The 13,067-nt window shown below is 70.6% G+C and carries 13 protein-coding genes and 1 pseudogene; 8 read left to right on the top strand and 6 right to left on the bottom strand.

The window, feature by feature from the left end; translation table 11 throughout:
* Positions 1-53: 53 nt before the first annotated feature.
* From ACWDAK_RS14170 to ACWDAK_RS14190, 5 genes are all read right to left on the bottom strand, one after another.
* Positions 54-1,106 (bottom strand): sugar ABC transporter substrate-binding protein, encoded by a 1,053-nt coding sequence (locus ACWDAK_RS14170; protein ID WP_344637616.1) that lies wholly within the window; start codon positions 1,104-1,106, stop codon positions 54-56.
* A gap of 15 nt (positions 1,107-1,121) precedes the next feature.
* A complete protein-coding gene (locus ACWDAK_RS14175) occupies positions 1,122-1,868 on the bottom strand; it encodes a FadR/GntR family transcriptional regulator (protein ID WP_344637615.1) in 747 nt (248 codons plus the stop codon).
* A 146-nt stretch (positions 1,869-2,014) separates the two neighbouring features.
* The gene (locus ACWDAK_RS14180) at positions 2,015-3,040 is read right to left on the bottom strand and encodes an ABC transporter permease (protein WP_427393405.1); all 1,026 of its coding nucleotides are present in this window, start codon (positions 3,038-3,040) and stop codon (positions 2,015-2,017) included.
* Positions 3,027-4,580, bottom strand: coding sequence for a sugar ABC transporter ATP-binding protein (locus tag ACWDAK_RS14185; RefSeq protein ID WP_344637613.1), 1,554 nt, complete (start codon positions 4,578-4,580; stop codon positions 3,027-3,029). Before ACWDAK_RS14185 ends, ACWDAK_RS14180 begins: the two co-directional genes overlap by 14 nt.
* Positions 4,581-4,674: 94 nt before the next feature.
* Positions 4,675-5,721 (bottom strand): sugar ABC transporter substrate-binding protein, encoded by a 1,047-nt coding sequence (locus ACWDAK_RS14190; protein WP_344637612.1) that lies wholly within the window; start codon positions 5,719-5,721, stop codon positions 4,675-4,677.
* 508 nt (positions 5,722-6,229) lie between these two features.
* Between ACWDAK_RS14190 and ACWDAK_RS14195 the strand changes: the two genes are divergently transcribed.
* From ACWDAK_RS14195 to ACWDAK_RS14230, 8 genes and pseudogenes are all read left to right on the top strand, one after another.
* Complete coding sequence (locus tag ACWDAK_RS14195; protein WP_344637611.1) at positions 6,230-7,081, top strand: fumarylacetoacetate hydrolase family protein; 852 nt, start codon at positions 6,230-6,232, stop codon at positions 7,079-7,081.
* Positions 7,082-7,092: 11 nt separating this feature from the next.
* On the top strand, positions 7,093-8,436 hold the full coding sequence (locus ACWDAK_RS14200; RefSeq protein ID WP_427393406.1) for an L-fuconate dehydratase: 1,344 nt from the start codon (positions 7,093-7,095) through the stop codon (positions 8,434-8,436).
* On the top strand, positions 8,433-9,191 hold the full coding sequence (locus ACWDAK_RS14205) for an SDR family NAD(P)-dependent oxidoreductase (RefSeq protein ID WP_427393407.1): 759 nt from the start codon (positions 8,433-8,435) through the stop codon (positions 9,189-9,191). Before ACWDAK_RS14200 ends, ACWDAK_RS14205 begins: the two co-directional genes overlap by 4 nt.
* Positions 9,192-9,202: 11 nt before the next feature.
* Complete coding sequence (locus ACWDAK_RS14210; protein WP_427393408.1) at positions 9,203-10,207, top strand: aldo/keto reductase; 1,005 nt, start codon at positions 9,203-9,205, stop codon at positions 10,205-10,207.
* Positions 10,198-10,350, top strand: a complete 153-nt coding sequence (locus ACWDAK_RS14215) for a heterodisulfide reductase-related iron-sulfur binding cluster (RefSeq protein WP_427393409.1) — start codon at positions 10,198-10,200, stop codon at positions 10,348-10,350. The genes ACWDAK_RS14210 and ACWDAK_RS14215 overlap by 10 nt, the downstream gene beginning before the upstream one ends.
* Positions 10,351-10,437: 87 nt before the next feature.
* Positions 10,438-10,500: pseudogene (locus tag ACWDAK_RS14220) on the top strand (lactate utilization protein C); the annotation flags it as partial.
* 175 nt (positions 10,501-10,675) lie between these two features.
* Positions 10,676-10,987: an L-rhamnose mutarotase gene (locus ACWDAK_RS14225; protein WP_344637607.1), complete on the top strand. Its 312-nt coding sequence runs from the start codon at positions 10,676-10,678 to the stop codon at positions 10,985-10,987.
* The gene (locus ACWDAK_RS14230) at positions 10,984-11,841 is read left to right on the top strand and encodes an amidohydrolase family protein (RefSeq protein ID WP_427393410.1); all 858 of its coding nucleotides are present in this window, start codon (positions 10,984-10,986) and stop codon (positions 11,839-11,841) included. Before ACWDAK_RS14225 ends, ACWDAK_RS14230 begins: the two co-directional genes overlap by 4 nt.
* A gap of 65 nt (positions 11,842-11,906) precedes the next feature.
* On the opposite strand, the gene ACWDAK_RS14235 is transcribed toward ACWDAK_RS14230, so the two are convergent.
* Positions 11,907-12,578 (bottom strand): FadR/GntR family transcriptional regulator, encoded by a 672-nt coding sequence (locus ACWDAK_RS14235; protein ID WP_344637605.1) that lies wholly within the window; start codon positions 12,576-12,578, stop codon positions 11,907-11,909.
* Positions 12,579-13,067: the final 489 nt, after the last annotated feature.

Raw genomic sequence — 13,067 nt, forward strand, 5'->3', positions numbered from 1 at the left:
GAGCCGCCGGCGTGTCCCCCGTCATGGCCGGAGCCGGCCACGCACGCGCCGGGTCACTTGACGATGTGGTTTCCCCACAGCGTCTTGTCGTCGACGTTGTCCTTGGTGACCAGGGGTGCCGGAAGGCGGTCCTCCATGCCGTTGGGAAGGGAGATGATGGTCGAGTCGTGGTCGGTGGGCCCGGTGTGGAAGGACTTGTTCTCGGCGGCCGCCTGCGCGTAGTACAGGGCGTACTTGGCGTACAGGTCGGCGGGCTGGGAGACGGTGGCGTCGATGTCGCCCCTGCGGATCGCGTCGAGCTCCTGCGGGATGCCGTCGTTGGAGACGATGGCGATGTGGCCGCTCTGCCCGGCCGGTTTGAGCAGGCCCTTCTGCTGGAGGAGGGTGAGGGTCGGCTGCAGGAAGACACCGCCGGCCTGCATGTAGACGCCCTTCAGGTCCGGGTTGGCGGCGAGCGTGCTCTGCAGCTTGGCCGAGGCCACGTCGCCCTTCCAGTCGGTGGCGAGCTCGATCACCTGGATGCCGGGGAACTGCTTCTTCATGCAGGTGGCGAAGCCTCGGCTCCGTTCGTACCCGTTGATCGAACTGAGCGCGCCCTGGAGTTCGGCGACCTTCCCCTTGCCGCCGAGCTGCTTGCCCAGGAACTCGCAGGCCTTGGTGCCGTACGCGACGTTGTCCGCCCGGACCACCATGTACACCTCGCCGTGCTCGGGTTCGGTGTCGACGCTGACCGCGTTGATCCGGTGGGAGAAGAGGTCGAAGAAGAGCGCCTCGGTGTTCTGCGTCGACTGCGGCGCGATCGCCACGGCCTTCACGTGGTCCTTCTCGAACTTCTGGAGGTTGGACTTCAGTTGTGCGTCGTCATTGTGGGACTCGGTGATCTGGACGCTGTCCAACCCCTGTTCGGCGACGCCCGCCTTCAGGTACTGGGCGTACGACTTCCAGAAGTCGGAGTCGTCCCGGGGGAGATCGACACCGATGGCCGCTCCCGCGTCCCGGGCTCCGGCACCGGAGGAGTGGCCCGAACAGCCGGTCAGTGTCCCGGCGACCAGGACTGCTCCGGCTGCCGCACCGGCGACCGTGGCCCGGGGCTTGCGGTAGTGCATTGTTCTGACCCTTCGCTACGAGTGAGGTGGTGTCGTGGGAGGAACGGTGGCAGTGCTGCGGTCCAGCCACTCCTCCACGGCTGCGATGTGCACGGCCGCCACGCAGGCGGCCAGTTGGGCGTCGCGGGCGGCGAGCGCGCTCAGGATGGCCTGGTGCTCCCGGTGCGCCCGGGCGCGGGCAGGGGCGTCGTGGGTGCCCCGCGCGATGCGCAGCCGCTGGGTGTGGGTGGACAGGATCCCCAGCAGCGTGGACAGCACCGGGTTGCCGACGGAGTCCACGATGATGCGGTGGAACTCGATGTCCAGCTCGACGAAACGCTCGACGCTGACCTCCCCCGCCGAGCGCTCAAGGGTCCCCTCGAGGACGGCCAGTTGCTCCGGCGTCAGGCAGCCGGCCGCCTGTGCCACCGCCTGTGGTTCCAACAGCCGTCTCACCTGGAGGAGTTGCCGGGCGCTGTCGCCGTTCGAGACGTCGGCGGCGAAGGCCATCGCTTCCATCAGCAGATGTGGCTCCAGACTGGAGACGTAGGTGCCGGCGCCCTGCTTCGGGACCAGGATACGCATGGCGGTCAGCGCTCGGACCGCCTCGCGGAGGGAGTTGCGTGACAGTCCCAGCTGCTCGGCGAAGTCGGCCTCGTTCGGCAGCCGGGAACCGGGGGCGAGCGTGCCGGAGACGATCATCTTCTTGATCTTTTCGATCGCCAGATCGGTCACCGCGGTCGGGGCCGCTTTCCGGGCACCGGGGCTTGGATATCCGCTCATGGCTGGAACTCCTGGTCGGCGGGGTCGGACGACGGACGGGCACGGACGGGCACGGACGGGCCGGCGGCGCGCCGCCCGCGGTGAGGGCCCCGGGCTGCCGCGCCGCGCGGCCTGGGAATCCGGACAGCGGTCCTCGACTGAGAGCGCTACTCCTGCTTCTCACCGGAGGCGAACCGGGAGACGATCAGCGCGAGGATGATGATCACGCCGTTGAGGAACTGGTTCCACAGCGGCGGCACACCGGCCAGGGTCATGACGTTGACCACCAGCTGAAGGGTCAGCACGCCGGTGAGCGCACCGAAGAGAGTGCCGCGCCCCCCGTTGAGGCTGACGCCGCCGATGACGGTGGCGGCGAAGACCTGGAAGATCCAGCCGTTGCCCTGGTCGGCGGAGATGGAACCGTAGTGCCCGGTGTAGAGGATGCCGGCGAAGGCCGCGAGCAGGCTGCCGAGGATGAGGACAACCCAGGTGATCTTGTCCACCCGGATCCCGGCGGCGCGCGCCGCCTCGGCGTTGCCGCCGATCGCGTACAGTGCCCGGCCGTGCCGCAGCCAGGCCAGCGCGGAGCCTGCGAGCAGGAAGAGCACGGCGCAGATCCAGATGGCCGCGGGAGCGCCCAGCCAGGAGGCGCTGCCCAGGTACCGGAACGAGCCGGGGACGTTGACGATCGACTGCCCCTGGGAGACGGCGACCTGAAGACCTCGCAGCAGGGTGAGCCCGCCGAGGGTGACGATGAAGCCGTTGAGGCGTAGTTCGAGGATCAGGAAGCCGTTGACGGCGCCGATCAGGGCCCCGACGAACAGACAGAGCGGGATGGCGGCCCATCCGGGGAAGAGCCCGAGTCCGTTGAACCGGGCGCCGTGATCCGGCAGTACGAGCCAGACCGCGATGACCGGCGCCACGCCGATGGTGGACTCCAGGGAGAGGTCCATCCGGCCGGTGATCAGGATCATCGCCTCGGCGAGGACCAGCAGGCTGAGCTCGGTGGCCTGCTGGCCGACGCCCAGGAGGTTGTCGGCGGTGAGGAAGGCCGGGGAGACGGCGAAGCCGATGATGCCGAGCACCACGAGGACCGGCAGCAGGGACAGGTCGCGGTAGCGGGCGAGGTCGAACCGGCGGCCGTCCGGCCCCGCGGTGACGGCGCTGTGCTCGGTGAAGTCAGTGGTGGCCATGGCCTTCCTTCGTGTCGGGTAGGTCGGCCACGCCTTCCATCGCGGCGACCAACTGTTCGTCACTCCAGCCGCGGTCGAGCTCCGCTACGACCCGGCCGTGGAACATGGCCACGACGCGGTCACAGACCCGCAGGTCGTCGAGTTCGTCGGAGACGATCAGGGCCGTGTTCCCTTCGTCGGCGACCTGGCGGACGGTGCCGAGCAGGGATTCCTTGGACTTGATGTCGACGCCGTTGGTGGGTCGGATGGCGACCAGGACGTGCGGTCGGGTCGCCAGGGCGCGGGCGATGACCACCTTCTGCTGGTTGCCGCCGGACAGCGCCGACACCGGGGTGGCCGGCCCGGGGGTCTTGATGTCGAGGTCGGCGATCATGCGCTGGGCGAAGGCCCGGGTGCGTGAGGGCAGCACCGTGCCGCACGGGCCGAGCTGGTCGGTGACGGTGAGCGTGGCGTTCTCGGCGACGCTGCGCTGCGGGACCAGGCCCTGGACGTGCCGGTCCTCGGGCACGAAGCCGACGCCGGCGGCGAGCGCCGCGGGGACCTTGCCGGTGCGGACGGGCCGGCCGGCCACGGTGATCCGGCCGCCGTGCGGGCGGTGCAGGCCGGCGACGGTCTCACCGAGTTGGACGTTGCCGCTGGCCGCGGCCCCGGCGAGGCCGACGACCTCACCGGCCCGGGCGGTCAGCTCGACGTCCTGGTAGAAGCCGGGCAGGGTCAGGTTCTCGATCTCCAGCAGCGCCGGTGCGTCAGTGGACACCGGTTCGGTGACGTCCCGGTCGGCCGCGGACGTGCGGGTCCGCTCGCCGGTCATCGCCTCGACCAGGGCGTGCTGGTCGAGTTCGGCGACCGGCGCGGTGACGATGTGCCGGGCGTCGCGGTAGACGGTGATCGTGCTGCAGAGATCGTAGATCTCCTTGAGGTGGTGCGAGATGAACAGGAAGGCGACGCCTTGGTCCTGGAGCTCCCGGAGCTTGGTGAACAGCCGCTCGATGCCCCGGGCGTCGAGTTTCGCGGTGGGCTCGTCCAGGATGATGAACCGGGCGCCGAAGGACAGCGCCCGGGCGATCTCGACGAACTGCCGCTGTTCGACCGTCAGATCCTCGGCGCGCGCCGTCGGGTCGACCTCGACGCCGTACTCGGTGAGCAGTTCGGTGGCGCTGCGGCGCAGCCGCCGCCAGCTGATGGGGCGGAGGCCGCCGCTGCTCTGGCGGTCGAGGAAGAGGTTCTCGGCGACGGTCAGCGCGGGGATGATCGTGGAACGCTGGTAGACGCAGGCGACTTTGGCACGCCAGGCATCGGTGTCGCCGTGGGCGGGGGCCGGTTCGCCGTCGAAGCGCAGGGTGCCGGTGTCGGCGGTCTGCAGGCCGGTGAGGATGGAGACGAGGGTGGACTTGCCCGCACCGTTGCGGCCGACCAGGGCGTGCGACTCGCCGGGGGCGACCGCGATGCGGGCGTCGCTCAGCGCGATGGTGGCGCCGAAGCGCTTGCTGATTCCATCGGCCTCGACGACAGGGCTCTTGGGAGGACTTGGGTCCGCCATGGCGGGGTCCTTTCCGCTGGGTGATTCGGCGGGCGGCGGTGCGGGCCGCGTGGGCAGCGGCCGGACGGATCCGCCGTTCACCGGTGGTCCTGGGTCACTTGCCGAGGTTGTTGCCCCACAGGGCCTTGTCGTCGACGTTGTCCTTGGTGACCAGGGGCGCCGGGAGCTGGTCCTCGAGGCCGTTGGGCAGGGAGATGATGGTCGAGTCGTGGTCGGTGGGGCCGGCCTGGAACGTCTTGCCCTCGGTGGCGGCCTGCGCGTAGGAGAGCGCGTACTTGGCGTACAGGTCGGCGGGCTGGGAGACGGTGGCGTCGATGTCGCCCTTGCGGATCGCGTCGTACTCCTGCGGGATGCCGTCGTTGGAGACGATGGCGATGTGGCCGCTCTCCCCTGCCGGCTTGAGCAGGCCCTTCTGCTGGAGGAGGGCGAGCGTGGGCTGCAGGAAGACACCGCCGGCCTGCATGTAGACGCCGTTCAGGTCCGGGTTGGCGGCGAGCGTGCTCTGCAGCTTGGCCGAGGCCACGTCGCCCTTCCAGTCGGTCGCGAGCTCGATCACCTGGATGCCGGGGAACTCGCTCTTCATGCAGGCGGCGAAGGCCTCGGAGCGGTCGCGGCCGTTGATCGAGTCGAGCGCGCCCTGGAGTTCGGCGACCTTCCCCTTGCCGCCGAGCTGCTTGCCCAGGAACTCGCACGCCTTGGTGCCGTACGCCTTGTTGTCCGCGCGGACCACCATGTAGACCTTGCCGGTGTCGGGGCGGGTGTCGACGCTGATCACCGGGATCTTCTTCGCCGCGAGGGTGTCCAGGGTGGAGGCGATGGCGCCGGTGTCCTGGGGGGCCATGACCACGGCCTTGGCACCGGTGTTCTCGAAGACCTGGACGTTGGCGACCAGCTTGGTCACGTCGTTCTGCGAGTTGCTGACCGGAAGGGTGTTGAGGCCCTGTGCGGCGGCGCCCTGCTTCACGTACTGGGCGTAGGAGTTCCAGAAGTCGGAGTCCGCGCGCGGGAGATCGATGCCGATGGCCGGCTTGCCACCTGAGGCGGCGTCGGACGACGACCCGCGGTTGCAGGCGGTGGCGGATGCCGCCAGCAGGAGCACCGAGACGGCCGCTGCCACGGTCTGGGAGGTGCGAAGCTTCATCGTGAGGTCTCCTTGGGTGTGGCCGAGACGCCGACGGGGGCGAGAAGAGAAGCGTTCGGCACGGTGGAAAGGGGCACTCGGCCCCACCCGCCGGAGGGCACGCAGGTGCCGGCCGCCTCCGGGGGCCCTCGTCCCGGGTAGGCCGGCACCTGCTCGGCGGTCCGGGTCAGGGGAGCCCGGACCGCGAGTCCCAGCCTCTCCGACTCTTCGAGAATCGTCGGATGGGTGCGGGCACGAGGAGACTACGAGTCCTGACGATCGCTCGACAAGTACAGACCTCGGACGATTCCAAACCGTGACATTTGGATTTCGCGACTATCCAACTCTCCGCTAGTCTCCAGGCGTTCAGCACTGAAGCACACCTTCCCGATCCGACTTCGACGTGCGCCCAGGAATCGTCGGAGGACTTGTTGCGCTCGGACCTACCCACTCATATGGTTCAAGCCACCTTCAAGTCATCCGATGTATGACGCGGAGTTCCGCTCCCTCCCGACCGAGAGGCCTGACCATGAAGCTGCTGCGCATCGGTGCCCCGGGCGAGGAGGTGCCGGCCGTCCAGGACGAGGACGGCCGGACCTTCGCCCTCTCGACCGTCACTGACGACATCGACGGGGCCTTTCTCGCCGGCGGCGGCGTCACACGGGTGCGCCGGGCCCTCGCCGAGGGCTGGCTGCCCGCGATCGAGCCCGGGGGCCGACGGATCGGGGCCCCGATCGCCCGTCCCGGCAAGGTGGTCTGCATCGGCCTCAACTACCGCGACCACGCCGAGGAGACGGGCGCGCCCGTCCCCGAGCGTCCGGTGGTCTTCATGAAGGACCCGTCCACGGTGGTCGGCCCCGACGACGGCGTGCTGATCCCCCGCGGCTCGGTGAAGACCGACTGGGAGGTCGAACTTGCCGTCGTCATCGGCCGCACCGCCCGCTACCTGACGGATCCGGCCGGGGCGGCGGAGTGCATCGCGGGCTACGCGATCAGCAACGACGTCTCGGAGCGCGAGTTCCAGCTGGAGTACTCGGGCCAGTGGGACCTCGGCAAGTCCTGCGAGACCTTCAACCCGCTCGGCCCGTGGCTGGTGACGCCGGATGAGGTCGGTGACCCCCAGGCGCTCGGCCTGCGGCTGGACGTCAACGGAGTGCGGCGCCAGGACGGCAACACCAAGAACATGGTCTTCGAGGTGGCTTTCCTGATCCACTACCTGAGCCGGTACATGGTGCTGAACCCGGGCGACGTCATCAACACGGGCACTCCGGCCGGGGTGGCCCTGGGGCTTGTGGACACCCCCTACCTGCGCGCGGGCGACACCGTCGAGTTGTCGATCGACCGCCTCGGCGCGCAGCGACAGATCCTCAGCAACGCGTGAGAGGAACCGAGTTGGCCACAGACACCACGCGGATCGTCGCAGTGGACACTTACGACATCCGCTTCCCCACCTCGCGTCAGCTGGACGGCTCCGACGCGATGAACCCCGATCCCGACTACTCCGCCGCCTACCTGGTACTGCGTACGTCGGCCGACGGCCCGGAGGGCCACGGCTTCACCTTCACCATCGGCCGCGGCAACGACGTCCAGGTGGCCGCCATCCAGGCACTGCGCGAGCACGTCGTCGGGCGCTCGGTCGCCGAGGTCTGCGCGGATCCGGCCTCGCTGCACCGCGATCTGGTCGGTGACAGCCAACTGCGCTGGCTCGGCCCGGAGAAGGGCGTGATGCACATGGCGATCGGCGCCGTGGTCAACGCGGTGTGGGATCTCGCGGCCAAGCGCGAGGGCAAGCCGCTGTGGCGACTGCTCGCCGACGCCGAACCCGAATGGCTGCTCTCCCAAGTCGACTTCCGCTACATCGCCGACGCGCTCAGCCCGGACGAGGCCCTCCACCTGCTGCGGCGTGGCAAGGAGGGCTCCGCCGACCGGGCGGCCGAGCTGCTGCGGCGCGGATACCCGGCCTACACCACGTCGCCTGGCTGGCTCGGCTACTCCGACGAGAAGCTCACCCGGCTCGCCCACGAGGCGGTCGCGGACGGCTTCCGGCAGATCAAGCTGAAGGTCGGCGCCGACCTGGCGGACGACATCCGCCGCTGCCGGGTCGCCCGCGCCGCCATCGGTCCTGACATCCGGATGGCGATCGACGCCAACCAGCGCTGGAACGTGGCCGAGGCGATCAGCTGGACCAACGCCCTGGCGGAGTTCGACCCCTACTGGATCGAGGAACCCACCAGCCCGGACGACGTGCTGGGCCATGCGACCGTCCGCGAGCGGGTCGCCCCGATCCGGGTGGCCACCGGCGAGCACGTGCAGAACCGCATCATCTTCAAGCAGTTGCTGCAGGCCGGCGCCATCGACGTGCTGCAACTGGACGCGGCGCGGGTCGGCGGTGTGAACGAGAACCTCGCCATCCTGCTGCTCGCGGCCAAGTACGGCGTCCCGGTCTGCCCCCACGCGGGCGGCGTGGGACTGTGCGAACTCGTCCAGCACCTCTCGATGTTCGACTACGTGGCGCTCTCCGGCACCACCGAGGACCGTGTCATCGAGTTCGTCGACCACCTCCACCAGCACTTCGTGGACCCGGTGGTGATCGACGACGGCCACTACCGGGCCCCCACCGCACCGGGGTTCTCCGCGGCCATGCACCGAGCCTCGATCGACACCTACCGCTATCCGCAGGGAGACTTCTGGGTAGCGGACCTGGCACAGCAGCAGAACACGGAGGTTCCGGCATGAAATGCGAACTCGACGGGCTTGCCGCACTGGTCACCGGCGGGGCCTCCGGCATCGGCCTGGCCACCGCGCGACTGCTCGCCGGGCGCGGTGCCCGGGTCGCCGTGCTCGACCTCGACCCGAAGGCCGTGAACGAGCCGCTGGCCGGCTACTTCGCCGACGTCAGCGACGACACCTCGGTCCGCACGGCCGTCGAGCGGGCGGCAGCGGACCTGGGCGGCCTCGACATCCTGGTCAACAACGCCGGTATCGGCGCCGCCGGAACGGTCGAGGACAACCCCGACGACCAGTGGCACCGCGTCCTGGACGTCAATGTGCTCGGCATCGTCCGGACCACCCGCGCCGCCCTGCCGCACCTGCGGCGATCGGCCCACGCCTCGGTGGTCAACACCTGCTCGATCGCCGCCACCGCCGGCCTGCCGCAGCGCGCACTGTACTCGGCGAGCAAGGGCGCCGTGCTGTCCCTGACCCTCGCCATGGCGGCCGACCACATCGGCGAGGGCATCCGGGTCAACTGCGTCAACCCCGGTACGGTGGACACCCCCTGGATCGGCCGCCTGCTCGACGCCGCGGACGACCCGCGGGCCGAACGCGCCGCGCTCGAAGCCCGCCAGCCGCACGGCCGCCTGGTCACCGCCGAGGAGGTGGCCGCCGCCATCGCCTACCTGGCCTCGCCCACCGCGTCCTCGGTCACCGGCACCGCACTCGCGGTGGACGGCGGCATGGCCGGCCTGCGGCTGCGACCGGCCGCCCGGTGAGGAGCGCCGCCGTGCACCGAGTCAGGCTCGGCCGCAGCACCCCGGCCGTCACCCGGCTGTCCTTCGGCGCGGCCGGGATCGGCAACCTCTTCACCCCGGTGACGGACGAGGCCGCCGCCCGGGCGGTGGACGCCGCCTGGGCGGCCGGCATCCGCTCCTTCGACACCGCTCCCCACTACGGTCTCGGCCTCTCCGAGCGCCGCCTGGGCGCCGCCCTCCGCGGCCGCCCGCGCGCGGAGTACACCGTCGCCACCAAGGTCGGCAGGCTGCTCGAACCCCTCCCCGACCCGGCCGGCGACGACCTCGCCAACGGCTTCGCCGTGCCCGCGACCCACCGCCGGGTGTGGGACTTCACCCCCGACGGCGTCCGGCGCAGCCTGGAGGCCAGCCTGGAGCGGCTGGGACTGGACCGGGTGGACATCGTCCATCTGCACGACCCCGACGACCACTTCGCCGAGGCCATCGGCCAGGCCTACCCGGCCCTGGAACGGCTGCGCGCCGAAGGCGTGGTGGGTGCGATCGGCGTCGGGATGAACCATGCCCGGATGCTGACCCGCTTCGTGCGCGACACGGACGTCGACGCCGTACTGCTGGCCGGGCGGTACACCCTGCTCGACCAGGGCGCGATGGCCGAGCTGCTGCCGGAAGCCGCCCGGCGCGGCGTCCGTGTCATCGTCGGCGGCGTCTTCAACTCCGGTGTGCTGGCCGATCCCAAGCCCGGAGCCACCTTCGACTACGCCGCCGCCCCGCCGGAACTGCTCCAGCGGGCGCTGCGGATGCAGGCCGTCTGCGAGCAGTACGGCGTGCCGCTGCGGGCTGCCGCGGTCCGTTTCGCGCTGGCCCCGCAGGCCGTCGCGAGCGCGCTGATCGGAGCCCGCTCGGCCGAGGAGATCACCGACGCCGCCCGACTGCTGGATCTGGACATCCCGGATGCGCTCTGGCAGCGGCTGGTGGCCACCGGTCTGCTGCCCGACCACCTGCCCCTCCCGAAGGGAAGCCGGCCCCCATGCGTGTAGCGCTCTTCATCACCCGTTTCAACGACACCTTCTTCCCCGGCACCGGCCGAGCTGTCGTCAGCCTGCTGGAACGGCTCGGCCACACCGTGGAGTTCCCACCGGAGCAGACCTGCTGCGGCCAGGTGCACTTCGACACCGGCTAGCGTCCGGACGCCGTACCGCTGGTCGTCCGCTTCAACGGCGCGCTCACCCCCGCCGCGGTCGGTATCGCCGTCACCGGCACCGTCGTCCTGGACGCCGGGCCCGGTCAGGGCAGGCGCGCCCCTACCCCGTCCCCCGACTACCACCTGTGCGTCATCCGCGCGGAGCAGATCTGCGACGACGTCCCCGAGGCGCTCTCCCGGCTGGATCCGGCGCGACCGCTGACCTTCGTCTACCGTCCGCCACCAGCGACATCGAACTCGACCGCGTCGAGGGCGTGCACGGCCCGCGCACCCTGGACATCATCATCGTCACCACGGAGGAGCCGTGAGAGTCGCCCTGCACACCCGCGTCCGCGCCGACCGGATCACCGAGTACGAGGCCGCCCACCGCGAGGTCCCCACCGAGCTGACCGACGCCATCCGGTCGGCCGGCGTGTCCTCCTGGACCATCTGGCGCAGCGGCGTCGAGCTCTTCCACCTGCTGGAGTGCGAGGACTACGCCCGGCTGCTCGCCGAACTGGAGCAGCTCCCGGTCAACATCGCCTGGCAGGCCCGGATGGCGGAGCTGCTGGAGGTCGTCCACGACTACTCCGCCGACGGCGCCTGCGCCGGTCTTCCCAGGGTGTGGGAGCTGTGACCGGCCGCGGGATCATCGACGCCCACCACCACGTCTGGGACCTGGCGGTCCGGCCGCAGAGCTGGATCACCGGAGAGGCGCTCGCGCCGCTCAACCGTTCCTTCTCCGCCGAGGATCTGACGCCTGAGGCCCGCGCGGCCGGGGTGACGGCCACCGTGGTGGTGCAGACCGTCTGTGTCCCCGAGGAGACCCCGGAGCTGCTGGCCCTCGCGGCCGGCAACCGGCTGGTCGCCGGTGTGGTCGGCTGGACCGACCTGACCGACCCCGGCACAACCGACGCCCTCGCCGTGCTGCGCGAGGGGCCGGGCGGCGACCGGCTGGTGGGCATCCGGCACCAGGTCCAGCAGGAGCCCGACCCCGACTGGCTGCTTCGCGAGGACGTGCAGCGTGGTCTGACCGCCGTCGCCGACGCCGGCCTGGCCTACGACCTGGTGGTCAGGCCGCACCAGTTGCCCGCAGCCGTCGCCGTGGCCGCCAGGCTCACCGGGCTGACCTTCGTACTCGACCATCTCGGCAAGCCGCCGATCGCCTCCGGGGCGCTCGGCCCGTGGGCGGCCGACGTCCGCCGGCTCGCCGAGCTGCCCAACACCGTGTGCAAGCTCTCCGGCCTGGTCACCGAGGCGACGCCGGGTGCCTGGGAGGTCGCGGACCTCCAGCCCTACGCCGACACGGTCCTGGACGCCTTCGGCCCGCAGCGCGTGCTGTTCGGTTCCGACTGGCCGGTGTCGACGCTGGAGGCCGCCTACGGTGCGATCGTGGAGGTCGCCGACCGGCTCACCGACACATTGAGCCCGGCGGACAAGGATGCCGTGTTCCGGGGGAACGCGGCTCGCGTGTACCGCCTGGCGCTGTGACCGCCGGTCACGGCGCCGGGCAGAAGCCAAGCTCGCCCGTCGCGGCACGCGTCAGGGCTCGCCCGTCAGAGCGCCCGGCGGAGCCACTCCGCGACACCGGTGATGTGCACCGTCGCCAGGGCACGGGTGGTCTCCACGTCACGGGCGGCCAGTGCCTCGACGATCGCCCGGTGCTCGGCGATGGTCCGCTGGACGGCGTCCTCCTGGGTCAGCCCGCGCCACATCCTGGCGCGGGCCGTCCGGCTGGAGAGGGAGTCGATGAGCGAGCACAGGACGCTGTTGCCCACCGCCGCCGCGATCCGGCCGTGGAACTCCAGGTCGTTGGCGACCAGGGCCTCCACCGTCGGGTTCTCACCGAGCCGGTCGAGGATCTCGCGCAGCTCGGCGAGCTGCTCGTCGGTCATCCGCTGGGCGGCCAGCGCGGCGGCGGCCGGCTCCAGGATGGCCCGCACCTGGAACAGCTCCAGCACGGACTCGTCCCGGTGCAGGTCCAGGATGAAGGTGAGTGCCTCCAGCAGATGCGGGGGCTCCAGGCTGCTCACGTAGGTACCGTCGCCCTGCCGCACGTCGAGCACGTTCAGCAGCGACAGCGCCTTCACCGCCTCGCGCAGCGAGTTCCGCGAGAGCCCCAGCTCCGCCGCCAGATCGGGCTCCTTGGGCAGCCGATCCCCCGGCTTGAGGGCACCCGAGAGGATCATCGCTTTGATCTTCTCGATGGCCTCGTCGGTGACAGCCACGTCAGTGCCTTCCACTGGTCCGATGTTTGACGAGCAAGTATGCACCTGGTCGCGCCGGACAGCGCCCTCAGGTGCTGGGAGACGCCCGGAAGCGGACCTCTGAGCAGCAGAAACACCGTACTGAAACCAGGTCGCCCGGTCATCCGACGACTGCGATCGGGGTGTCGCCCCGTGCGGGAGGCACCCCGGTCACCGGCTCAGCAGCGCGTGGCCGCCGGCTGCGGCGGCCAGGCCCACCAGGAGGCTGCCGGTCGCGTTGAGGCCGGCCTCGGCGAGCGAGTGGTCCTCGAGGAGGCGGACCGTTTGCCGTGCGGTCGCGCCGGCCGCCCTTGGGAGGGCACGCGCGCTCCGAATACCTGACTCGGCGTCATGTTCCTTGCGGTGCGGTTGAAGGGGTGACGGAGGCAACCTGGTGTGCGCTACATTGGCATGAACGCGAAACGTGAGCTTAACCTGGCACGCAGTGACACCGGCTATCGTCGCCAGTGA

The organism is Kitasatospora sp. NPDC001175 (assembly GCF_053598215.1).